20 protein-coding genes are annotated in these 25,668 nt (G+C 34.6%); 19 read left to right on the top strand and 1 reads right to left on the bottom strand.

Annotated features, from left to right (window positions below; all coding sequences use genetic code 11):
- Positions 1 to 15 precede the first annotated feature (15 nt).
- The 19 genes from MODO_RS13200 to MODO_RS13110 all read left to right on the top strand — a co-directional run bounded on the left by MODO_RS13200 (position 16) and on the right by MODO_RS13110 (position 24,527).
- On the top strand, positions 16 to 2,001 hold the full coding sequence (locus MODO_RS13200; protein WP_006258187.1) for an endonuclease/exonuclease/phosphatase family protein: 1,986 nt from the start codon (positions 16 to 18) through the stop codon (positions 1,999 to 2,001).
- Position 2,002: 1 nt separating this feature from the next.
- On the top strand, positions 2,003 to 3,355 hold the full coding sequence (locus MODO_RS13195; RefSeq protein WP_006258186.1) for an alkaline phosphatase family protein: 1,353 nt from the start codon (positions 2,003 to 2,005) through the stop codon (positions 3,353 to 3,355).
- A gap of 258 nt (positions 3,356 to 3,613) precedes the next feature.
- Positions 3,614 to 5,191 (top strand): calcineurin-like phosphoesterase C-terminal domain-containing protein, encoded by a 1,578-nt coding sequence (locus tag MODO_RS13190; protein ID WP_006258185.1) that lies wholly within the window; start codon positions 3,614 to 3,616, stop codon positions 5,189 to 5,191.
- Positions 5,192 to 5,557: 366 nt separating this feature from the next.
- Positions 5,558 to 5,776 (top strand): nuclear transport factor 2-like protein, encoded by a 219-nt coding sequence (locus MODO_RS13185; RefSeq protein WP_006258184.1) that lies wholly within the window; start codon positions 5,558 to 5,560, stop codon positions 5,774 to 5,776.
- A gap of 587 nt (positions 5,777 to 6,363) precedes the next feature.
- The gene (locus MODO_RS13180; RefSeq protein WP_006258183.1) at positions 6,364 to 7,044 is read left to right on the top strand and encodes a carboxylesterase family protein; all 681 of its coding nucleotides are present in this window, start codon (positions 6,364 to 6,366) and stop codon (positions 7,042 to 7,044) included.
- Between the two features lie 108 nt (positions 7,045 to 7,152).
- Entirely contained in the window at positions 7,153 to 8,103 is a 951-nt protein-coding gene (locus MODO_RS13175; protein ID WP_006258179.1) for an RNase H family protein, read from the top strand.
- 856 nt (positions 8,104 to 8,959) lie between these two features.
- Entirely contained in the window at positions 8,960 to 9,655 is a 696-nt protein-coding gene (locus MODO_RS13170; protein ID WP_006258178.1) for a hypothetical protein, read from the top strand.
- A gap of 86 nt (positions 9,656 to 9,741) precedes the next feature.
- Positions 9,742 to 10,650, top strand: coding sequence for a hypothetical protein (locus tag MODO_RS13165; RefSeq protein ID WP_006258176.1), 909 nt, complete (start codon positions 9,742 to 9,744; stop codon positions 10,648 to 10,650).
- 2 nt (positions 10,651 to 10,652) lie between these two features.
- Positions 10,653 to 13,451, top strand: coding sequence for a tubulin-like doman-containing protein (locus MODO_RS13160; RefSeq protein ID WP_006258175.1), 2,799 nt, complete (start codon positions 10,653 to 10,655; stop codon positions 13,449 to 13,451).
- A gap of 10 nt (positions 13,452 to 13,461) precedes the next feature.
- A complete protein-coding gene (locus tag MODO_RS13155) occupies positions 13,462 to 15,612 on the top strand; it encodes a hypothetical protein (protein WP_006258174.1) in 2,151 nt (716 codons plus the stop codon).
- On the top strand, positions 15,612 to 16,592 hold the full coding sequence (locus MODO_RS13150; protein ID WP_006258172.1) for a vWA domain-containing protein: 981 nt from the start codon (positions 15,612 to 15,614) through the stop codon (positions 16,590 to 16,592). The genes MODO_RS13155 and MODO_RS13150 overlap by 1 nt, the downstream gene beginning before the upstream one ends.
- Positions 16,593 to 17,045: 453 nt before the next feature.
- Complete coding sequence (locus tag MODO_RS13145; protein WP_162264455.1) at positions 17,046 to 17,408, top strand: DUF3024 domain-containing protein; 363 nt, start codon at positions 17,046 to 17,048, stop codon at positions 17,406 to 17,408.
- Between the two features lie 21 nt (positions 17,409 to 17,429).
- Positions 17,430 to 18,002 (top strand): Crp/Fnr family transcriptional regulator, encoded by a 573-nt coding sequence (locus MODO_RS13140; RefSeq protein ID WP_006258170.1) that lies wholly within the window; start codon positions 17,430 to 17,432, stop codon positions 18,000 to 18,002.
- A gap of 68 nt (positions 18,003 to 18,070) precedes the next feature.
- Positions 18,071 to 19,045, top strand: a complete 975-nt coding sequence (locus tag MODO_RS13135; protein WP_006258169.1) for a quinone oxidoreductase family protein — start codon at positions 18,071 to 18,073, stop codon at positions 19,043 to 19,045.
- 151 nt (positions 19,046 to 19,196) lie between these two features.
- Positions 19,197 to 20,240 (top strand): virulence RhuM family protein, encoded by a 1,044-nt coding sequence (locus MODO_RS13130; protein ID WP_006258168.1) that lies wholly within the window; start codon positions 19,197 to 19,199, stop codon positions 20,238 to 20,240.
- 78 nt (positions 20,241 to 20,318) lie between these two features.
- Entirely contained in the window at positions 20,319 to 21,014 is a 696-nt protein-coding gene (locus MODO_RS13125) for an HAD family hydrolase (protein WP_006258167.1), read from the top strand.
- 86 nt (positions 21,015 to 21,100) lie between these two features.
- Entirely contained in the window at positions 21,101 to 21,499 is a 399-nt protein-coding gene (locus MODO_RS13120) for a four helix bundle protein (RefSeq protein WP_006258166.1), read from the top strand.
- Positions 21,500 to 21,617: 118 nt separating this feature from the next.
- Entirely contained in the window at positions 21,618 to 22,331 is a 714-nt protein-coding gene (locus MODO_RS13115; RefSeq protein ID WP_006258165.1) for a hypothetical protein, read from the top strand.
- A gap of 258 nt (positions 22,332 to 22,589) precedes the next feature.
- Positions 22,590 to 24,527, top strand: a complete 1,938-nt coding sequence (locus tag MODO_RS13110) for a DUF262 domain-containing protein (protein ID WP_006258164.1) — start codon at positions 22,590 to 22,592, stop codon at positions 24,525 to 24,527.
- A gap of 32 nt (positions 24,528 to 24,559) precedes the next feature.
- Here the strand turns inward: MODO_RS13110 and MODO_RS13105 are convergent, their stop codons facing one another.
- Positions 24,560 to 25,540, bottom strand: a complete 981-nt coding sequence (locus MODO_RS13105) for an IS30 family transposase (RefSeq protein WP_006265742.1) — start codon at positions 25,538 to 25,540, stop codon at positions 24,560 to 24,562.
- Positions 25,541 to 25,668 lie beyond the last annotated feature (128 nt).

Raw genomic sequence — 25,668 nt, 5'->3', positions numbered from 1 at the left:
TTAATTGTAATAGAAATGAAAAGTCAAATAATAAGAATAATTCAAGTAGTGGTTTTATTACTTTGTTGTATCTCTTGTAATTATGAAGATGATTATACAAATAAAAACCCAAAGAAGGATCCTACAAAGTTGTTTACTCTAACAGCCTTGGTGGTAAATAAGATAGAGTCTCCTTTAGCTAAGGCAGAAGTAACTATATATGACGAAAAGCAGAAGGAGATAAAAAAACAGGAATCTTCAACAACAGGAGCAGCTGTGTTTAGCGATTTGCTTGCTGGAAGCTATAAGTTAAAGAGTAGTTACGAAAATCAAGTTAACGAAGTAGTGGTAGAAATAAAGAATGAAGACAAAGAAGTCAAGATCAAATTAGATATTGCTCCAAAAGATGTTGTTCTTCAAAATTCTCCTATTGTAATTACTGGAATACAGGCCGATCCGCGAGGAACAGATGCAGCAGCTAATGGCACATCCTCTACTTATGATGGAGGTAAAGTAGTTGTAAATCATATTGGAGGGTACGAGTATGTACAGTTAATGGCTTTAGAGGATATTGATTTTGAGCGTACACCTTATAGTGTAGTTATGGCAAACAATGGTATTGTTGGAGATAGAGGATGGGCACAAGGAGGAAATGTAACCTATAAGTTTGATTTAGTATCAGGAAAGGCAAAAAAGGGAACCTTCTTTTATGTAGGAGGAAAGTCAAAGGTACTTTCAGGTTATGGCAGTTGTGGAAAAAGTACAGATATCAGTACGTCTAATTGGATTGCTACAAAAGACTATAAATTAGAAGCAGGAGACGGTTTTGGAGATCCTAATGGAGGAATCTTAGGGAATTTAGGGAAAGATGGTCAGAATGTAGCAGATGGTGTTGCAGTGTTCAAAGGAACAACAGTTACAGGAGAATCAATTCCTTTAGACGCTGTTTTTTATGGTACCTCATTAGACGGAGTATATGATTCGGTTAACAATTGGGGATATCGTGTGCCAGAACAAAATGACCGTTATGCAACAAAAGATAAAGAAGGTAAAGCACAACCGTTTTTTGGACAAGGTTTCAATGTACATTTGTTTAGTCAACCAGGTTCGGATGTAGGAGATTTTATCAAGTTAGGTGGTTCTACAGATAGAAAGGAATGGAAGGTACTGAGAAATTCTACTATTGTACAGCTAAGTTATTGTGCAGGAGAATCTTCTTTAACAGACATCGAGAGAGCCAATGGAGTAACAGTATTTGCAGAAGGAAATACAACACCAGAAGTACCTGAGCCTTCAAAAGGAAATGTAAGTGTCATGTCTTTTAATATTCGTCATCACGATGCTACAGATCCCTATTCATTAGAGAGTAGAAAGGAGTATATCTTACAAGTGATTATAGACGAAATGCCAGACATTGTTGGGTTGCAAGAGTTTTCTGATAATTGGTTTGAAACGTGGATGCAACAACAGATGGCAGCCAAGGGTTATGGGTATTATATGGACGAAGCCAATTCATACGGATCACCTAAAGTGATCTTCTATAAAAAAGATCGTTTTGATTTGAGAGGGAGTGCTACTTATCAAATGAAATATACTGAGAATAGAAGTGGTGCATGGGTGGTGTTATTTGACAAGCAAAAGCAAAAAGAATATTTTGTAACGAATAGTCATTGGACAACTGTTTCTTCAGAAGATAGAACAAAAATGGCTAAAGATGTCGTTAATATTATCGAGCAAAATTACCAGAATCGCCCTGTAATTTGTATAGGAGATTTTAATGGACAACCTCATACTACAGAAATTAATGTTTTAAAAACAACAACGCAACCAAAATTGTTGAATGCTGTAGACGAATCATTAAAAACATTTCACAAATGGGGGCCAACAGGTTCAACTACTTTAGATTATATCTTTTATTCTTCTCCTTTCAAATTAATAGAAGGAAAAGTAATACGAACAAGTTTTGGCCTAATATGGCCTTCAGATCATTGGCCTGTTATGGCAACTTTTACGATAGATTAATATGAAAAAAATACTAATTGCGATAGGGCTTTTTTGCGGTTTAAGTACAACCACTATAGCTCAAGAAAAAACACCTCATATTGTATTAATTACAATCGATGGTTTTAGACCAGATTTCTATTTAGAAGAGCAATGGGGAATGCATACAGTACGAGAGTTAATGAAAAATGGAGTAGCTGCTAAGGCAGTTACTCCTATCTTCCCTTCTGTTACTTATCCAGATCACACAACCATTATTACAGGAGAATTTCCTGCTCAACATGGAATAGTATATAACAATATTTTTGACCCTGCTACAGGCTCTCAAAAGTGGTATTGGGATTATAGTGCAATTAAAATACCAACACTATATGATGTGGTGAAGCAAAAAAAGCTGACTTCTGCTAATGTAATTTGGCCTGTAACAGTCAATGCGCCTATCGATTATAATGTTCCTGATATATGGGATCTTACTAACGGATACGATAGAAGAAGTATTACAGCTTTATATACTACACCTTATAGTTTGTGGCGCGAGATACAAAATGAAGCAACAGGAACATTAAGAGCTAAAGATTGGGCAATGACAGAAGAAGAGCTGATTATGGATGAGAATATTGCACGTATGGGAAGTTATATGATTCAGCAGTATCAACCGAATCTATTAACCCTTCACTTTCCATGTACAGATCACTATGAGCACCAAGATGGTTTGGATAGTCCTTTGGTACGTGCCAGTGTTGCTGGAGCTGATCGTGCAATCAAAACAATTATTGAGGCATTAGATCGTTCAAAACTGAAAGATAACTATGTAATAATTATTACAGGAGATCATGGGTTTGAGAAAATCACACACCGTTTACAACCTAATATTTGGTTAAAGGATGCAGGACTGTTAAACGACGCAAAAACAATGGACTGGAAAGCAATGTTTCATACCCAAGGAGGTTCAGCTTTCTTGAGAGTGCAAGGAAAGGATAAAGTAAAAACAATCGAAAAAGTTAAAGCTTTATTAGAAAAACAACCACAAGAAATTAGAAACCGCTATCGCATGATATCAAAAGAAGAGCTACAAAAGCTTGGTGCAGATCCAGAGGCAGAGTTAGCCTTAACAGGTTTAGATCACACAACATTTGGTGGAGGCCTTAAAGGAGAAGTATTGAGTAAGTTAAATAAAGAAGGTGGAGCACACGGATTTTTGAATAGCGATAAAAGTATGCAAACTGGATTTGTTGCTTTTGGAAAAGGAATAAAACAAGGAGTGGTGATCGAACAAATGGCTTTGATAGATATTTGCCCCTTTATTAGTGAATTATTGGAACTGGATTTTAAATTTCTTTCAAAAGAGTTAAAACAACAACTACTAAGTATCTAAAGATAGAATTAATATTATAAAGAAGGCTACTCTTTAAAATAATAGTAGTCAAATTCGGAAGATTGTAATTTTTAAATTAATTAAGTTACGTAAGCTTAACAATAGCATAAGATTAGTGTAGGAAGACATCACTAATTTTGGGCATTGAAAAAAAGTGACATTCTGAACAGTAAGGGGATATTATAAAATCATTAAATATTCTTTTTCGTAACGAAATACTTTAATACGCTCTATTTGTAACAACATAAACCATATATAATGAAAAAAAGATTCTTTACTGTTGCCTTCTTATTTACGGCAGCATTAGCTATTGGGCAGACTAGTGTTCGTGGCTATGTATTCGAGGATGCTAATAAGAACGGAAAAAAAGATAGGAGTGAAAAGGTATTAGCTGGGGTAGCGGTATCTAATGGAGTGGAGGTCGTACAGACTGATGATAAAGGACTGTATGAACTGCCTTTAACAGGGGATAATCAAATCTTTGTGATTAAACCAAGTCAATACGCTACTGTATTAGATCAATATAATCTACCTGCCTCTTATGTAACACATAAGCCTAAAGGATCGCCAACAGGAACCAAGTATGAAGGTGTAGCTCCTACAGGGAAATTGCCAAAAGAAGTAAACTTTGGATTGATTGCACAAGAGGAGTCAGCAGATTTTAAGGCTTTTATCTTTGGAGACCCTCAGCCATATAGCCTGGAGGAACTAGATTACTTTAAAAAAGCAGTAGTAGATGAGGTAAAGAATAAGACAGAAGGAATCTCTTTTGGTATCAGTCTAGGTGATCTAGTAGGAGATAAATTAGACTTGCATACGCCTTATAAAGAAGTGATGAAAGAAGTAGGGCTACCATGGTATAATGTGATGGGAAATCACGATATGAACTATGAGGCAACTGAGGATATCTACTCTGATGAGACCTTTGAGAAGAACTTCGGACCAGCTAATTATGCTTTTAATTATGGGGATGCTCACTTTATCGTATTAGATGATATTTTATATCCTCACCCAATTAAAAAGAAAGGGTATCTAGGTGGTTTTAGACAAGATCAATTAGACTTTGTGAAGAATAATCTTAAGTTCGTTCCTAAAGATAAGTTAGTGGTAATTTCTTTTCATATTCCATTATTTGTTGGAAACGAAAAACACTTTGACCAAGAGTCAAGACAGCAGTTATTGGATTTGCTTAAAGAGCATGAAAATATCTTATTACTATCTGCACATACTCATTATCAGATGCATCAGTTCTATACAAAAGAGCAGGGATGGTCAGGTATAAAACCACTGCATGAGTACAACGTAGGAACTACTTCTGGTGACTGGTATTCTGGTGAGTTTAACGAGTTAGGCGTGCCTGCTTCTACCATGAGGGATGGAACACCTAGGGGATACGCTACCCTAGTGGTAAAGGGAAATCAATACCAGTTAGACTATAAAGTATCAGGAGAATCTGCAGACTATAAGATGGAACTATTCTTGCCTAAAGTGATAGCAGATAAGAGAGCGAATAACTACAGCATTCACGCCAATGTGTTTATGGGAACAGACCGCGATATAGTGGAGTATAGAATAGACGGAGGAGAATGGAAGAAGATGAAGAAAGTAGAAAGCTTTGACCCTGCATTTTATGCTGCAGTTCAGAAGTATGACTTGACAGATGAATTATTGACAGGTAGAAAGCCTTCTCATCCAATTAACTCTTCTCATTTATGGAGTGCTAAACTACCTTTTAATATTGGGCTAGGAGAGCATAAAGTAGAGGTAAAGGTGACAGATATGTTTGGTAGAGAGCATATCGCACAAAAGACATACAAAATCGAAAAAAGTAAATAGTATAGTTTTTTATAAGGTTTAGATTCTTCATCATTATAGCGAGCTCGCTTATAATTGAATCAGGATTTAAATTAAGTGTGTTGAAAGGGTCTAATGCGAATGCATTGGGCCTTTTCTTTTATGGATTGAATAAGGTTTAACCCACATTACGCATTAGCCAAATACTACAAAGAAATTCTACTTCATAGTTCTTTCATTAGCTCTAAAACCATACTATAGTATGCTTTACTCACTAATTCAGACCTATTTTGTATAATTACTTTTCGTCTATATGTCTATTGCATAATCTGGGATAAATAAAGTATAAAATGTAGGTGTACTTGCATGTGAAGATATAAATTTATTTTCTTATATAAATTAATGAACATGGATAATAATAACCTAGATATAGTAAAACGCTACTATGAATTAGTAAATAAAGGAGATTTTGGAGAAGATACATATTACAAGCTATTCGCTGAAGATGTAGAATTATTTTATCTAAAATATGGATTTGATAAAGGAAGAGATGGAATAGCAAGATTTACTAAGCAAATAGGCCAATTAATTCTCTTACCTTTGAAATCGAGAAGTTTAACTTTATAGAGAGCGGTAGCTACGTTACTGTTGAGGGATATGAAAAAGGGCAAACTAGTAATGGTGTTGACTTTCCTAATCAAAAACTTCTTTAATGAATAAAATGATTGTACTCTAGCTTAATATAGGTAAGGTGGAAAAATAAGCGTATTCTCATAAAAAAACCTCTTTAACGCGCTATGTAAAAGAGGTTTTTTAAAAAAGGTAATAAGTCAAGTTTTATTAATAATCTATGTTTTTTATTAATTCATTAATATTAGTTAGCTTTAGTGTGATCTAGAACAATAAACTAAGTTTAAATGTTGTATATTAACAAAATTAAGTGATTTTTTTATATAATATAGGCTTCTTTAAAGTTCTGTTTATAATTGTTGTTGATTGTGTTAACAGTAGTATCTTTTTTGAATTATCATAGTATTTTTAGGTTTATAAGTTATAATATGTGTAATTATTGTCAAAAGCTTAGCTGAGGTTACTTTGTTGGTAATGAGTTACAAATGAATACATCGATCATATTTAGGTTGAAATGTCATAGCTATGCAGTATTATTTCTTTTGTATTTATGACAATACGACTATATTTACTTTAAAAAAAACATGAAATTTCTTACTGTATTAATCTGTCTTATCTCAATGACAGCCTTAGCTCAACCCAAAGCTATACTAGACAAAACGACTTACCAATTTTGGTTGAATGAACCTAAAGTTGTAGAAGAAAAGAATCCTCTAATTATCTTCTTACACGGTCGAAGTCTTTCAGGGACTAATATAGAGAGAGTGAAGCGTTACGGAGCCTTAAAAGGGGTGGAGAAAGGATTAGATATACCAGGGTATTTAGTAGCACCACAATTACCTTCAGGACCTTGGAATGCGGATAAAATAGATGAAATTGTAAGTTATATGATCTCAAATTACAACATAGATGAGAGTCGTATCTATGTGACAGGTATGAGTCTAGGAGGATATGGTACGATGAAGTATGCTGGTAAATATCCTCATCGTATCGCTGCAGCTATCGCTATCTGTGGGGGTGGAGAAGAGCGCGATGCTTGTGCAGTGACAGATATTCCGATTAAGCTAATTCACGGAGATAAGGACTTTATCGTCCCTCTTAAAGAATCTAAGAACATCATGAATGCTATTCAAAAATGTGATAAAAAAGCTCCTGTAGAATTACAAGTAGTCAAAGGAGGAACACATGGTAGTGTAGAAGATTTATATCGTCATATAGACTTGTATAATTGGCTGTTACAACATACAAAAAAACTAGATAAATAGAGAAGAAGAGAATGGGGAACCATTCACTAGACCTATAATAAAATAGCGTTCTGACAGAGTCTATTTCAGCAGAACTTCTTATCTTTAATCGATAAATATCTCTAAGAAATGAAATACCAGATTGATTTATATACCCGAGTGAAAATAGACACTTCTAGCGATGCGAAAGCGTATGCAAATATGCTGTGTATAGGTGATCAATGCAAAACATTCGCAGAAGGGTTCATTGAGAACTCTCAATCGCGTATTTCGCTTATGGCTATTGTAAAGGGATTAGAACAGATTAAAGAAGGTGCAGAGGTGACTATCTATGTGACCTCTAAGTATGTGATGAATACCTTCGAGAAAGGTTGGATACTCAACTGGAAGTATAATGACTGGCTAAAGGCAGATGGTGAACCTCCGCTGAATGTAGATTTATGGATGCGTTTCGCAGTGCAAATGGAACGTCATAAGTTGACATTTCATTATGTTTCTAATTATAAAAAATATTCCCAATTAGTAGAATGTAGAGAAGTAGGAGCAGCTGTGCTATTACAGCCTAATTTACTGATAGATGAGGTATATAGAGCTTACTTAGATGAACTGCAATACAAGCTACACGACCTGATTAATGAAGATCGTGTAGCAGAGATAGAAGTGGTACTAGATACGGTAGAGGAGCCCGAAGAAATGATCGTTTATGAGCCTGTATATGAGGTTCTAGATGAGATAGAGGATGAGCACGAAGAAGAGGAAGAAGAAACTGAGGAAAGTCAGAGTCACACGCGTCCTACTGTATTTAAGCGCATGCCTAGTGATATCAAGTTGTTAGTCACTATACGAGATCAACTGAATCAATACTTTGCTGATGCTCCAACAAAAGTAGAATTGAGATCGACAGAGCTATATGATGAGATACGTAAAAACAAGGCGTTAAAAGAACGCTTTCCTCATCCTGTACTCTTTAATCGTTTCTTGCGTAAACAACACCAAGAGGGGGTGCTAAAGCAGATTATTCCGAACTGTAAGATTGATACTTTTAATACTGATTTCTATCAGTGGTATTTTCATAGATAGACAGATATAAAAAAACCGAAGTTCAGCTTCGGTTTTTTTTATAAACCATATATCCGGTTTCTGTCGTATTTCACTCATGACTTAGTCTTGTTTCCAAAATAGGGGTTTATCCCAAGTAAACTCAAACATTTTGAAAACAATTCGGAACCAAAAGCTCATTTTGATAGCTCTGTCATTTGACCAATCCCTTACCCCTTCTGAGTTCTGAGATAAAAAATCGCAAAAAGAATATGTCGATTTACATCGATTTATGTCGGTTTTTACCTTTGTTTTTATTTTGTATTCTTAAGAGTTGTACTTTTATTGCAAGATGCATTAAAAGGTAAGTTGTTGATTATGTGTGGTTTATGAAAAGGGTAAATTGCAATTCTCCCTAACCACCTATAGGACTTGGTTATCCTTGATACAATTAATGATTCGATTTGTATCAGATATATGTCTATTACCTCTTCGCTAAGATGAATAAAGGGCTGGCGACTTGGCTTGATGTTGAGAATAATCAAAATACTTTTGTCTGCTTTTAACAAACTTAGAGCTGAAAGCCCATCGTGGTTTATTGTAAATATGTCAGCCCCCTTTAATTACCTATTCTTACTTCCCCCAAAATCTTCTAGTAGTACTGTTGATGAAATTATTGATAAAAATAGATTAATAGGTTAAGTTGAAGTTAAGTTTTGAATTTATTGTGCTACGAGAGAGGTCTTCAAGTTTAGTTTTAGAATAAGTTAATACAAAAGAACTCTTTTTATAATGATGTTTTTCTAGTTAAAAGAGATGAAATAAAGGCCATTACGGTTTTCCGTAAAGGATACTTAAATTCTGTAATTATCTTTGAATAAAGTTTAAAATATTCAATATGAATAAGGTACTATACTTTAAAAAAATAGGCTTATTAGTGGGGGTAGTAATAATTTTGTGTTCTTGTGAGTCTGCAGAACAGAAAGCATATAGACTAGCCTTAGAGGAGGAAAAAAGAATAGAAAGAGAGATCGAAGCTACTAAACGAGAGGAGGAATTAAGAGTTCAATTAGAAGAGCAAGAAAAGAAGCGTCTAGAAAAAGAAGAAAGAATCCGATTAGAAACGGAGGAATATAATCGTCAAGAAAAATTAAGAGTAGAAGAGTATAATCGCTATTTAAATAATTCGCTTCATACGGGAGATACTCCTTATAGAAAATACTATGGAGGTAATGACTTATGTAATATATCAAGGTGTTCAGAAATTAGCATTAGAACACCAAGTACTTCAGATGTATTAGTTATTATAAAAAGTAAAGGAAATGTCGTAAGACATGCTTATATAAAAAAATCGAGTAAGTATAGCTTTAGTGTCTCAAATGGAGAGTATCAAGTGTTTTTCTATTACGGGAAAGGATGGAATCCTCAAAAGAAGATGGGTAATGGAGAGGTTTTAGGTGGGTTTGTAGTAGAAGAAATATTTAGTAAAGATTATCCCCAATATTTAACTAATAATATTCTTGAGTATGAATTAATTCTACAACAAAATGGAAACTTTAGCACTAAGGCTAGTAGTGAAAATGAAATTTTTTAAAGAAAATTATACGCAATTTGATTGTTTTTTTAAAAAAAAACACAAATATTTTTTGTTATATTTAATATAAAATAAGGTTAAATTCTATGCTTTTAAAATATAAAATAGCTCTGTTGTTTTCAGTGGTACTTTTTAGTAATTGTCAGAAAATAGAGGAAGAATCTGTGGCGAAGTCTGATTTTGGTAAATCAATAGCACATGAATCTTTTTTGTGGAGTGCAGAACGCAATGATACACTGAATAAGTCTTTTGAGTTTAGTTTTAACGAGTGGGCACAAGAGTCACAATCTTATGTAGAGCTAACCTTTACAGATAGTTCCAATAAAGTTGTTACTGCAAAAAATAATGAGTTTCACTTTTTAGTTAATGAAAAACCGTTAGAAAAAGGGAGTCTTCTACTACAATCCAAAGACAAGGCACAAGATGAAATCCGACTTAAGTTAGTCTTTACGGATAAACAAAGTAAAGATCACTATGGATATATAACGATAAGAAATCACGATGTGGACCGAGTAAACGATTTTGATGAATTAGACAATACGGTAATCTATAAGTGGTCAGCTTCTCAAGAGTTGCAATGGAATCCTTTAAAGTATTTTTTAGTTTGGTGCTTAGGTAGTTTACTGGGGCTATTGCTACTTTATTTAATTATTCTGAGACCCTTAATCTACTCTCGCTTTTCAAAAGGAATGTTGACTATTCAGAAACCGTTTTACAAGAATACAAGTTTGAAAGGAGCGATAGAAGTTATTTATACAAACAAGAAAGTTTCGCAGGGATTCTTTAATAAGCTATTTAAAGGAAAGAAAATCTATTTTGTCAACAGCTATTTTACTACTCCGATACACTTTATTCCAAGTGCAAAGGGAAAAATAAGAATTAGAACAAATGGAGCTTATGTATTGGATCCATTTGCTAGTACTTTAGAAAAAGGAAAAAACTATACAATAACAAATTCATCAACTAACGAAGAAATAACGATAACATACTTATAATTATGGCACATATTTTAAAAAGAAGTTTATTTATTGGTTTAGGAGGAACAGGTGCTCAAGCACTTTTACATACCAAAAAGAGATTCTTGGATACTTATGGAGAAGTACCACCGATGATTGGCTTTTTAGCGATTGATACAGACGTGAGTACAGGAGATAAAACGATTACACGCGACAATGTGTTGGATGTTCACAAGAATAAAGACTTTAAAGTTTCTTTTACTCCTTCTGAAGTTATTCACATCGGAGTGCAGGGGGCAGCTTCGGCTTATGAGAAGAATAAAGACACTATATTTAGTTGGATGCCTCAAGAAAATGAATATGCTTTAAAAAATTTATGGCAGGGTGCAGGTCAAGTGAGAACTAATGGGCGCTTTGGTACTTATTTTAACCAAAAAGCTATTATGCACGCTGTTCAAAATAAGATTAATGCTATCCAAAATATTGATATTGCAAACCAGAATACATTTGTTCCAAAAGATGCAGGGATTGAGATAAACTTTGTGTTCTCTATTGCAGGAGGAACGGGAAGTGGAACTTTCATTGACATTGTTTATTTGGTGAAACACGCTCTTGAGGGTAATGAGAATATTAAATCTATTGGATTTGCTGTTCTTCCGGATGTATTTAATGCAATGCAACAAGGAATTTCGATGGCCAATACTCGACCAAATAGTTATGGTGCATTGGTAGATTTAGACTTCTTGATGAGCAAGGATATTGAAAAGTTTGATTTGACAATAAACTTGAATCAACAAACTATTCCAGTAAAAGAACAGCCATTTGACATCTTATTTACGATTGGAAATAAAAATACTAATGGAGCTGTTATCGACCATATTTCTGATATTTCAGAGCAAATTGGATTGGCAATGTTCACAGGTGCAAGTGAATTAAGTGCAAATGTGAACAGTGTGTACGATAACGTTATCACTGTATTGGTAGGTGGGCAATTAGACGTGTTTGACAAGCGTGCGTGGGCTTGTGGTATGGGAGTAAGTGAGTTGTACTACGATGGAAATACACTGTCAAATATCTATACCCGTAGATTGTCACAACTAATGATTAATAATTTGTTGAGACAGGATGAGAGTGCACAGCCCTTAGCAAATACTTTTATAGATAATCCTGAAGTAAATATTCGTGAGAATAATGGAAATGATAACTTGATTAATTCGCTATTGAATAATCGCCCTCAAAATCAGTTTCCTTACGTAGATGATTTGTCTGATATTTTAAATCAAATCAATGCGTATCTTACTAATTTAGAGGAAACTTCGGAGAAGAATATCGTTATAAATACCGACAATAAATTCCAAGACGTCAAAGAGCAGTTAAAGAATTTTGTGCTGAATACCTTGAACGATAGTTATGGAGTTGGGAATACTAAACATTTCTTAGAAGATTTAAAACACCAACTAACTATCTTTTTCAATGAAATGGAAGAAGAAGAAGCTCAGTTTATAAAAAATAGAGAAAATAACGAACAGGCAATTCGCAGTGAAGTAGAGGCACTACAAGGTATGTCTAAAGGCTTTAGCTTCTTGAAAAAATCTGCAATTAACGATAGCAAAGAAACGCTTAGTGATATGGTTAATAACCAAGCTATTACTATAAATGAGATTAAACGTAGAGTATATGCAAAGCAGTTCTTGACTAAGTTAATCTCAGAGGTAGTTAACTATCAAAAAGTGGTAGATACTGTAGGCAATAAATTAAAACAAGTACAGCAGAGTTTGACTTCATTCGTGAACAATATCATCAACTCTACCAACGAAAGACAAAAAACCTTTATCATTGATCTTCATAAACTTGATTTAGATAAAACGTATGCAAGAGAAGATGAGTTCCTAATGTCTGATTTTATGGCTATATTGAAAAATGGCCTGGACAATGGATTACTGGATTTCGAAACGTTGAAAATTGAAAATATTGAGAAGAAGTTTTGGAAATATGCTAAGGACCTGCCTAAATCAAAAGAGTTTGTCAACAAGTCCATTGATGATGTACTGAGAACTTTGACGGAAGAACAAACAAAGGATATTGCCAATAAACTAATTGGAAAATCGCATGCACTATGGCAATATAGTTCTAAGGGATTTGTGGTAGGACAGGAGTTGTTTGACTATTTTGTAATTGGTTTACCTTCAGCGAACTCTCAGTTTAAAAAGGCTTTTGGTACTTTAGTACAAAACCAAAATATAGAGTATGTGGCTACTGGAATTCACAATAAAGTGATTTGTTACCGAATGGAGGCTGCATCTCCAATCTATGGTGTACTTGACGTGGAAGGTTACTCAAGAGATCACAATAAGATTAAAGAGAATATGAACTCGATGATTTATCACGTGGATAAAAACTGGCTAACCGAAATGCAACGTAGAAATTTCTCTATATGGCCAGCGAAGAAAGAAGATAATAGTCTTCAGGCTTGGGTGTTGTCTTTTGCTTACGAATTGATAAAGTTAGATCCAGAGACAAATAAATATAAAATATACTCTACTAATCACGGTGATCCATTAGATAATTATTGGCTTGAGCTATCAGAATATAGAGATAAAGCATTTGAAATCTTTAAACGTAATAAGTTTGTCGAAGAAGCTATCATAAGTATTGAATCAAGACAGCACAAAGAAGGTGAGATGAAGAGTAACGAGCTGATTGCTGATATGAAAAACGATTACTTGGGTAATTATGCTTGTGTAAATATTAGTCGAGATGACTTAAAAAAGCCACATTATCAATCTATTGCTGATTTATTGAAAAAAGAAATTGATTTTGTTATTAAAGAATTAAAGTAATGCGTAACTTATGATTAGCCCGTGTATTAATATAGGGATAGGAAAAGAAGGTACATTATGTCTGGAAATGCTCGCGAACATATTTTATGCTCGTGAGCAAGATTTTCCAAAGTTAATGTCATTCTTAGCTGTTGACCTTGTTGAAGAGGATAAATACAGTGCTTTTAATACTTATAGCCTAGAGTTAGAGAAATATGTCTTACCAGATAAGATAGATGATTTTCTTACGGATGATCACGTATTTTTGGCTACTGCTTATAATGACTTAATCTCGATTCTCAATGTATTAGGAGAAAATCTGCAGTACTCTTACATTAATGTGAATTTAATCTTTTCGGCTTTAGAGGAGGATTTAACGATAGTTAAGAAGTTTGCAAAAATTGTAGAGCAGTATACAGATGAGGGAACCTTTGGGACCGTAGTGATTAAAAACTATGTGATTATATCTGATGGCAGTGGCGTATTGTCTACTGAACAGGAAAAAGTCGTAACTAAAAATCTCAATTGGCTACAAAAATACAGAGCAAAAAGTAAGATAATAGATAGTATTTTTATTCTGGATGACAAGAACTTAAATGCTGTTTTTCTGGGATATCAACACGAATATTTATCCTTTGCTCTTTATGAGTTTATTATTGCTATTATGACTAATCAATATAAGTTAATTAGCAATTTGCCAGGAAAGAATCAGATTTTGTCTTTCGGAGTAGGTTCCGTTTTTTTTGATAAGCTATATTTCAATGCTTTCTTTGACAATGTTATTTATCATCAATTCTTATTGAACGAAAGCATTAGTATAAGCAGCATTAACCGCTACAATTCAGAGAGCTTGAATAAAGTAAATTCACTTTTTACAACCTTCTATGGCGATTGTACGACAGATTTATCTGATGTTTATGACTTGGTACAATTGAACACCGATGAGTCATTACAAACGAATATTGGATCTTATAACATATTGTTAGAATATCTTTTAGGACAAAGGGAAGCTCATATTGTAAATGTAGACGAGCTAAATGTAAAATATACAATCAAGGAATTAATTTTCCATGTAATTTACAACTATGTTTTAGAGGATAAAAAAGATGTTGTAACCGTAACTGAGGCAAAAGCTATTTATGTCAGATTACATTATAATAAGCAAGAATTAAAAGAGCTTAAGTCCCTTGAGGACAATTATGAAGATGCAATAGAGAGCTTAGAAGATAGAATAGTATTAGAGAATGAAACGTATCAAAAGTTTGTAAAGCAAGTTGAAACAACCTTCATCAAGTACAGAAAACCTTTAGAGCGCAAGTATCTAAAGCTCAATCAGCTTCAAGAACTTGATGGTAAACTACGCAATTTACAAAGAGAGCTTGAGCTTGTAAAACAGGAATATGCAAAGAAGGGATTTTTCGGTAAGTTGTTTTCCCGTCGTTTACACAGACATACTGTAGCCGGATTGAATTTTGATATGGATGATGTGAGAGGGGAAATCGCGCGTTTTTCCAAAAGTGTCGATCAGATTAAAAATTCTTTAGATTCACTTTTTGCTTTATACAATGTTTGCGAGGAGAATCACAATAGAATAGAATCTGTTATTTCAAGTTTACATGTACAAGGCAAATTCTATGAAGATCAGTGGCGTAGCACTCCTTATATTGATTATTCATTTATACAGAATATAATGAATCATAGCCTTTTAAATGATTATTTTGAAGCACATAAAACCGAATTGACTCACGATATCAAATTACCACTTAGGAGGTTGATTGATAAAGAGGTGGAAATTTATGAGATTGTATATGATTATAAATTAAAGACAGTAAACAACAGAATAGGAATTATTGATTTCAATATCTCCGATTATATGGAAGGTGAGTATGATCATATGAAGTTATTTACAAAGTTTGAGTACAAGGTTGATATCAAAAAACTGAAGGAGAGAGGGAGACCTTTTATAAATATGATTCCTACTTATATTTCTCAAACCCATGAGTTGTTCTCTATCTTTAATGATAAGGGGAAAGAGAAAGTTTTGAATCAAATAAAAGACTATTATTCAAGTGCCATTCCACTGACCATTGACTGTCCTAATAAAGATCGTTTTCTTTCGATTAATATTGAGAGCATTGTATCAGTCGATATGGTTACTAAATCATCTAAAAAAGAAGAATAATGCGTATAAAAGAAATTTTAGTTGTGGTGTTTTGTTTATTAGTGACAGTACCGCTATTTGCTCAACACAATTTGAAAGAAAAGAAGTACATATTTGAATTGGATATTACCAAGTCAATGTGGGGAGTTGGTGAGCCAGGCTCAATAGATATCTTTGATCAAGTGAGAAGTCAACTTATTGATGCTATTGAAACGATAAGTGATCCTTCTGCTGAAATCGTCTTAGTGACTTGGCAAGATAAGATCATTAACACTTGGCACGAGATGGCTACTACTACAGGTAAAAAGAATTTAGTTGAGAAGCTAAATGCAATCACTGTCAAAAATGTACCAGGGCAAAATACAAATATCTACAATGCTTGGATAGAAGCTAAAAAGCATATCGATCCTGCAAAAATCAATATAGCCTATCTTCTGACTGACGGAAGACATAGTGTGAGTAATCCACCAATTTCAAAACTGTATGAAGAAGTTCCTAACTGGGGAACATTTGCAGCTGATAAAGACGCTTATGTTTTTGTTGTAGAACTTACTGCTCAGGCGATAGATGAAAAATTGAGAAAACAAGTAGAAGCAACGGATAAGGTAGAGTTTATACATGGGATTGAATTCTATACTCTTTTTGTAGATAATACTGCACCTGTTGTGAATATTGATGAAAACTTGCAATTTGACTTAAAAATTAATAAGGAGAATTTACCGTCAAAGTACGATAATATAAAGGTGTCATTAAATGTAAATAGCGATTTATTCGAACTTGTAGAAAAAGAAGTTCTCTTGGGGCAGGCCACTAAAAAAGTGAAGTTACGCATGAAAAAAACAAAAGAGGATACAAAGATAGCTTTGGATGAGGTTTCGTATTTGCCAATACAATTGTCTATTGATGAAAACGAATATAAACACATCAAGTTAGTGAACCCGCTGATAAATTGTAAAGTAGTTAATAAAAAAGAAAGAATATTCTTGTTTAAAGAGATCTAACTTATAGTTTTTTCTACTTAGTTATTGATGCAGTATTTATTAGTGATCTATAGGAGGGTGAATGTTTTTTGGTTATTAATCGTTTCGCTTTAACAACTGCATTGCTTTTTAAATACACCAATTATAATTGATTAAAAAAGATATGTTCTAAAACAGCTGTACTTGATACGTAATGGAAGAATCTAAATAGAAGCTATGTCTTTCCTTAGAAAATCTGAGATGGATTTATGTTTATCATCATTTCCACAATGCTGATAAGGTAGTTTTAGTTTATCTAAGCCTAGAGCTTGAAGAACATAAAGTTAAATTTTTAAATAGCCAAAATAACGATATGTATTATCTGATTCAACTTGGTGGATACTATTGAAGGCTTCGCTAAGATGAATAAAGGGCTGGCGACTTGGCTTGATGTTGAAATTGAATGAAAGAGTTTACGTAAAACATCTTACCTTAGTGGAAGTAAATAAAAGAGATATGGGAGCTACAATTGACTTTAATGAAGGGTGTATAAAGCAATTTGTGGAAACGCTTAGGTCAGATGATCCTGAGATTAGAAAACAATTGGACGTGGATTACGATCGCGACAAAAATACGTATATCTTAGTCACAGTTAGGCCAGATTGGATGGATGATACGATTATCAGGAGGCATCCTTTCGTCAAGTTTAAATATGTAGGGACTCAGAAAGTATGGAAGCTGTATTGGCTAAGGGCTAATGGAAAATGGCAAGTGTATGATGAATTGTCTGAAACCGTTGACTTAGACGATATCTTTAAAGAAATAGTTAGTGATCCGTATGGATGCTTCTTTGGTTAAATGTGTATAAAAACAAACCGTATGTTCGAAAAAGTAGATAGAGACTCATTAATTAGTCAGGAGTTTATAGCGAAGTACAAGCCTTACTTTAGAGAGGAATCGTATGCGGCTAAAACGGTACTTTTAGAGGAAGGAGAAGTGGCTAATAAGGTGTTCTGGGTTAAGAAGGGATGTATGCGTGTATGGTTGAATAAGGATGGACAGGAAGTCACATTTCAGTTTTTCTTAGAGCATAGTATGGTGTCTTCGATAGAGAGTTTTTGGAAGGGGATGCCGAGTAAGTTTACTCTTGAGACGATAGAACCTACAGAAGTATGGGTAGCAGATAAAGAAGATATTAGACCGTTATTAGAAGACTCTTTAGCTACGCCAGAGTATAGAGACCTCTTTATAGAGGTGCTCTTTCAGCGTACGTTTGACTATGTGAATCGCAGTCTTTCGTTTGTAAAATCAACACCAGAACAGCGTTATTTAGAATTAGTGGAACAGCGTCCAGAACTGATTAAACGCATTCCTCAGCATTATATCGCCTCTTATATCGGTATAACGAAGGTTCACTTGAGCCGTATTAAAAGCAAGTTGCTGAAGAAGTGATTTGATAACAAATGTTATCGTTCCTTGGCTTTTGCCCATACTACTTTTACATTTCTAAACAATAGAATATGAAAGCAGTAATTGTAAAAGAAAAAGGACAAACTCCGGTATATACAACCGATTTTAAACCTGTAGAGGTTCGTTCTACAGAAGAAGTACTGATGCGTGTCAAAGCAGCTTCAATCAAGAATTTAGACAGAGCGATAGCCAGTGGTAAGCACTATTCTGTGAGTAGCAAACCTTTTGCGCCTTTTGTGATAGGAACAGATGGAGTAGGGGCGTTAGAAGATGGTTCGTTAGTGTACAGTTTTGGCTTACAAGGGATGGTGAGTGAGATGGCTGTAGTCAATAAAAACCAAGTTGTACCCTTGCATAAGGGTATAGACTTAGCATTAGCATCTGCCTTGCCTAACGCACTTATGGGATCGGTTATTGCTATGGTAGTCAGAGCGAAATTGTCAAAAGGGGAAGTCGTCTTAATCAATGGTGCGACAGGAGTAACAGGACAAGTAGCTGTACAAATGGCTAAGTATTATGGAGCGAGTAAAGTAATCGTAACAGGTCGAAATAGAGAAGCTCTAAATCACTTAAAGACATTAGGAGCGGATGTGATTATTCCATTGGGAGCAACAGAAGAGTTAGTAACAGCATTTAGTCAGGTACATCAAGAAACGCCTATCGATGTGGTGATAGATTACCTATGGGGAGATAGCGCCTCAGCTATATTGACAGCTTTAAAAGGTAAAGGCAAGTATCAGCATAGAACTCGTTTTGTCAATGTAGGAGCGATGTCAGGCGATATGATGGAGCTGTCTTCTTCTATATTAAGAGGAACGGACATTATGCTGTTAGGATCAGGTATTGGTAGCTGGACGGAAGAAGAGACTGTCCATTTCTTTAAAGTATTATTGCCTGAAGCTTTTGATTTAGCAGTAGCAGGGAAGTTACGCCTTGAGACAGTGAGTTACTCGTGGGAGCAAATAGAAGAAGTATGGGATATGCCTCTTAGCAGTGGAAAAAGATTGGTGCTGGTGATAGAGTAATTTTTAGTAGAATATAAAGAGAACAAATATAGAAAGAGCCCATCACATGATGGGCTTTTGCTATTATTTAGAGCAATGTATTTAAATAGTAAACGTATAAAATAGAGTAGATTGCAAAGGATTGATTAAGTACTACTTACAGATATATACTATGAAAGAAGAAAACAACGTTTCGAATTTTCTGTTTTATCATAATAAGGAAGGTAAAATAAGTGTTCAAGTTATAGTTGATAGTAATCAAGATACTATTTGGGCGTCACAAAAGACAATGAGTGAGATATTCGGTGTAGATAGAAGTGTTATCACAAAGCATATTGCTAATGTGTTAAAAGACGGCGAATTAGAAGAGGATTCAGTATGTGCAAATTTTGCACATACTGCCTCTGATGGTAAAAATTATAAGACAAACTTCTATAATTTAGATATGATACTATCTGTGGGGTATAGGGTTAATTCTGTACAAGCGACACAATTCAGAAAGTGGGCTAATGGAGTGTTGAGGGAATATTTGATAAAAGGATTTGCGTTAGATGACGAGCGCTTAAAGCAAGGACAACAATTATTTGGCAAAGACTATTTTGAGGAATTAGTAGAGCGTATTCGTGAGATACGTAGTAGTGAACGTCTTTTTTATCAGAAGATTACAGATATTTATGCAACATCTATTGACTATGATCCTAAATCGAAAGTTACTCAAGAGTTTTATGCAATACTTCAGAATAAGTTACATTGGGCGATTCACAATCATACAGCTGCCGAATTGATAAAGAAAAGAGCTAATTCGAATCAGAAGAATGTGGGATTGACATCGTGGAAGAATGAGAAACAAGGAGGAAAGATCCTGAAGAGTGATGTAGTAGTGGCTAAAAACTATTTGAATATAGAGGAATTGACAGAGTTAAATAGAGTAGTATCAATGTATTTGGATTTTGCGGAGAATATGGCTAAACGTCAAAAAGCAATGAAAATGACGGACTGGATAGATCGGTTAGATGCTTTTTTATCTTTTAATGAATATGATGTACTAAAAGACGCAGGCAAAGTCTCAGCAATGGTAGCAGAGCAAATGGCAGAAGTAGAGTATAATAAATATCGTATAGTACAAGATTATGAGTATATGTCTGATTTTGATCGATTCGTAGAAGAGATGAGATTGTCTTACAGGACAGGGAATTATAATGAAGAACATCAGTAGAATAAATGAAGAAAGACAAAAGTCTTTTTAGAATTGCTAGTCAACCTTTATATTTGACAAGGTATAAAGAAATAGAATATGAGTAAAGACATACAGATTATAGCATTTGATGCTGATGATACACTTTGGAATAATGAAATATACTACCAAGAGACAGAACACGCTTTCTGCGAGCTTTTAAAAGATTATTTACCAGGAGAAGAAGTGTCTAAAGCCCTTTTTGAGACAGAGATGCGAAATCTAGATCGATATGGCTTTGGAGCGAAGAGTTTTTTATTGAGTTTATTAGAAACGGGAGCTCAGATTACAGGGACTCAAATGACAGATGTATTAATGCACCGCATCTTGGGGTTAGGACATGAACTGATTGATAAGCCAATCACTCTTTTAGATGGAGTAGAGGAAACACTAGATCAACTAAACGGCAACTATAAGCTAGTACTAGCAACTAAAGGTGACTTATTAGATCAAGAGCGAAAACTAAAGAATTCTTCTTTATCGAAGTATTTTGACCATGTAGAGGTGATGAGTGATAAGCAGATACTAGATTATGGAAATTTAGTAAGTAAGCTATCTTGTCAACCTCAGGAGTTTATGATGGTAGGAAATTCAGTTAAGTCTGATATTATCCCTGTGTTAGAACTTGGAGGATTGGCACTACACGTTCCTTTTCATGTGACCTGGGCACACGAAGTCGTAGAGGAAGAGCTAGCTTATGAGAATTATAAACAGCTAAAAAACATCAGAGAAGTAGTAGATTATTTGAAATACTAGCTTAAAACATAACAATTTCTTCACATAGAAATGCTTTCTTTGGTATTGTAATGGTAGGAGTATAGTTAATCTATAAACTATTTGTTATGAGCTTTGTGAGTGTATATCAGCGAGACGCGATGTTGATTAAATCATTAGAACTAAAGTTAACGATCTATAAACTAACTTTAGAGAACTTTAAAGAGGATCATCTAGGAGCGATCGCTAAGATGAGAGAGATTAGTGGGATGATTTCTTTGTATATCGGTTTGGGGTTAAAGAGTCAGATAGAAGAAGATTTTGTCTGTTACTTAGACGATATCTCTCACTGCTGTATGACTTTAGAGAAACAGATTTTGCTCTGCGGACAGTTAGGATTTTTAATCAATGAAGACATTGTATCCTTATTAGATTTAAAGAATATCATTTTCGATTTTGTAGGAAAACAGTTGTTCGAAAGTAGAACAGCGAACTACTATAGGCTGTTACACTATCGATTTACCTAAAAATAGAGGCCGTGATAAACATAGAATATTACCCCTGTTTTTCAAACAAAAAGCTTGTATTACTACTCTAGATATTTGTAGCTTTGACCATATCAATATTTTGTTAAGCAGCATATACATGAGTACAATTACATTTATCGATAGTGCCTATCCTAAACCCCATCTGTTAGAAGAGTTTGTTTGGGCAGGTCGTTTAGACGAATCAGGCAAACTATGGTTTGACTTACACCTAAAGTCAAAATACTACTATCTAAGCGAAGGAGAAGAGTATATAGAAGATGAGGAAGAGGACTTCGACGATGATGCCGAATATACCAGTATGAGCGAGTGGCAATCTAGAATCGTGTGGGATAATTATCATCAGTGTACTTTGTCTTCTACGTACTGGTCAGATGAAGGAGGACTTCTTCTTTCTGATGGGACCACACCTTTTAGTTTTGATTTATTAGATAATAGAGAGTTTGTACTTAATCCGCTTCCTCTACCAGATGATATGTTAGAGTCTGAATTGGCTTTTGGTATCTATCTACTAGGTCATGATCTTTCGGCGAATCATACCATTAGCTTTACACCATTAGCGAATAAGCATTATGCTATACAGTGGTCAGGGGTGATAGCCCTAGCGTATGGTGGATTTTATGATTATATCCACGAGTTTAAAGCAGATATTTCAGAGAGCAAGTTTGACGGTTTTTACTTTCCTAAGACTTGGACTTTAGAAGAAGCAAAGAAGCGATTCGAACAAGTACTGAGTAATATTGATCAGTATGAGTTTATAGATATTAATCCTAAGAGTAATAAACGAGAATATAAGCTAATGCTTAAAGAGTAAATGAGAAGAGCTACTGATGGGTAGCTCTTTTTGTTTAAATGCGAATGAGTCCGTACTGTCTCCGTTAAAAAGCCTGTTTTAACGGAGACAATATGGGTTGATCATATACCTTATCCTTATTCATTCCTTAGAAGGTAAAGAAGAGTTGCTTCTTTGTTGTTAGTTTTGTTAAACTACTATCCTTAATTATAATTCATTAGCCCATCTATGTGATATTGTCTACTTTTGTAACCCTTAAAATAGGTAAGTATTTATAGTATGAACATTATCACTTTCGAAGAAGTATTTAGAGGTAAAGTCTTTCGTATTCCTGATTATCAGCGAGGTTACTCGTGGACGAAGAAGGAGTTAGAAGAACTGTGGGGAGATTTGAATAATACCCATCACAACCGCAATGCTTTTCACTTTACGGGTATTCTTACGGTGACTGACTTTAGCAAGTTTGATATAGAATGTATTAGACGTGAGGGGTTTGTGGTAAGAGGGGGAAAGTTAGTGATAGAAGGAAGTGACTATGAGGGGTATAATATTGTAGATGGGCAACAACGTCTGACTACGATATTAATATTGTTATCAGAGTTAGTGATGGCACTAGAGGATAGCCCACTCAAACAACGACTTACAGAGCACTATTTTAAAGTTAAAGAGACAGATGGTTATCGCTATATTTTTGGGTACCATGTAGATGTTCCTTCTCATAATTATTTAATCAGAGAGATATTTAACGATACTGATTATGAGGCAGAAGAGACGGAAACCTTATACACGCATAATCTATCTTTTGCAAAAGCATTCTTTAATGAGCGAATTAAAGCATTTACAGAGGTCGAATTAGTCTTTTGGATAGAGAAGCTCACAAAGCATTTATTGTTTTCTATATTGAACTTAAATGAGTCTAAGGAGCGCCCATTAGACGTGTCTATGGTATTCGAGACGCTAAACTTTAGAGGAAAACAATTATCAAGTCTAGAACGTCTGAAAAATAGGGTGCTTTATATCGTCTCTAAGCAATTGACAGTAGCGAGTACAATAGATCGCAGTCGAAAAAAGGTTAATCAGAGTTGGCTAGAAGTCTATAAATGGCTGGGGCGAAACCCTACACAGGCTATGGATGATGATGCTTTCTTAAAGGCTTTTTGGTTGTTGTACTTCTCTCATTCTAAGATGGTATCTACAGACTTTAAGTCTTATCAGAAGCATTTGTTTACCATCGACTTTCAGCTAGATCAACAAGAGACGGGAAGCGTGAATTACGCTGATTATAGTGAACTTACCCAATGGCTTGAAAGTATGCGCAAGGCAGTAGCGCTGTGGTATTTTATTAATAATCCTTATGCTGTAGATACAGATGAAGACTTTGTGTATATGACTACTCCTGCGATACAGAAGTCATTACTAAGATTGTCTAATTTCCCTAGAGGATACGGTAAGTATATGCTTAACCTTGTATTGGCTGTATTGATGAGAGATTTGCCTGTGAAGGAAGATCATGGACTATCAGACTTTGAGCTACAAGAGCGCTTGGCTAGTATAGAGCGTTTGTTCTTTGCGATGGAACGCCATAATATCATGTGCTTCTTGCTCCAAGGAAACAACTCTACGCTGAATGTAGAGGATACCTTCAGAGATATTAATTTTTACTATCTACGTGGACGTGCGCATAATAATGAATACTTGATCAATGTGTTGATGGAGAGTAGAGTAGAGCACTTCAGATGGAAAGAGGTAATTCGTCATATCCATAAAGGAGGACGATTTAAGACTTGGGCAGGATTAGACTATTTCTTAAAAGGCATAGAAGAGCGTATGGGAGGTTTATTAGAACAGACCGAACCTAAAGTGTACTTAGTCTATCCAGAGGAAGATGATTATGAGGTAAGAAGTACGTATAAAGACATCAATACCATGCAAAAGGTCAATCGTGACCGTTATAGCCATTCGATAGGGAATATGTTCTTAGCATATAACCGCTATGAAGCGAATCCTTTCGACAAGATACAACACAAAGTACAGAATGCTGTAAAGCACGAGTATCGAGTAAGTAAGTTAGAGTTAGACCTTTTAGAATACCCTACCTGGAATAAGGAAAATATAGAGACTAGAGGACGTAAGATGATGGAGGCTTTCATTGAACATTGGGAATTACCGATGATTCAAGAGACAGAGATGAAGAGACTGTTGTTAGATGAGGTGTGATTTTAATTAAGAATTAAGAATTAAGGGTGGATTCAAGTATTAAATGCAACAGTAACCATTAGGTTTAATTTTTCTGTAAAAATTTCGTTAGGCGATTTAAAACCAAATCTCTTTCTTGGTCTGTTGTTTAAAATATTTACAGCCTTGTCAATTGCTGCTTGTGTAATTAAATCGAAATTAGTCATTTTAGGGAAATATTGTCTTACTAATCCATTTAAATTTTCATTAGCTCCTCTTTCCCAACTGTGATAAGGCTTTGCGAAGTAGTAATCAAGCTCTAGAGTGTTAGCTATATTTTGATGGTTTGCAAACTCTTTTCCGTTATCAGAAGTCATAGTATGAAGTAACGGTTTGAAGTCTTTTAAGAGTTCTATAATTTTAGCTTCTACAACGTGAGCTTCCTTTGATTCTATCTTTCCCATCCATAAAACCCCTGTAGCTCTATCGTTTATAGTAAGCAGTGCTCCACGATGATTTTTCCCTATTACTAAATCTATTTCAAGATCACCTATTCTATATTTATCATCAACTATACTAGGTCTTTTTTCAATATCTACTCTATTACTTATCAAGCCTCTACTGTCTTTGCATGCACCTCTTTTTCTATATTTTTTACCTTTAGTTCTAAGATGCTTATAAAGCTTTCCTCCTTGTTTTTTGTTCTGCCAAATGAATTGATAAATACATTCAACAGAGACCATTTCTTTTGCTTCAAGTTTACTTCTACCTACTATTTGTTCTGGACTATAATCTTGATTAAGATAGTCTATAATAGTTGTTTTTACGTTTTCAGTTAAGCGTATTCTCTTGCGTTTTTCTTTGTGTCGTTGAGCTGTCTTTCTTTGTCCAAGATTAGCTTTATAAACACCATTTCTTTCGTCTGAATTGCGCTTAAGCTCTCTGCTAACAACAGACTTGTCTTTGCCTATATAACAAGCAATTTCAGTAAGTGATTTACCTGCCTTTTTATATGCTTCTATTTTATATCTTTGTTCTAACGTTAAATGTGACATCTTTTTGGGTGTGTAGGAACCTCAAAAGTAGATGTTTTTTTTCGCCAACGGCGGAGAACATTTGCTCCATGGAGCAAATGTTCTCCGCCGTTTTTTAAATGCTGTTGCATTTATTAGTTGAATCTAAG

This window comes from Myroides odoratimimus (assembly GCF_001485415.1).
GTDB classification, from domain to species: domain Bacteria; phylum Bacteroidota; class Bacteroidia; order Flavobacteriales; family Flavobacteriaceae; genus Flavobacterium; species Flavobacterium odoratimimum.
This window is presented reverse-complemented; position numbering and strand designations above follow the sequence as displayed.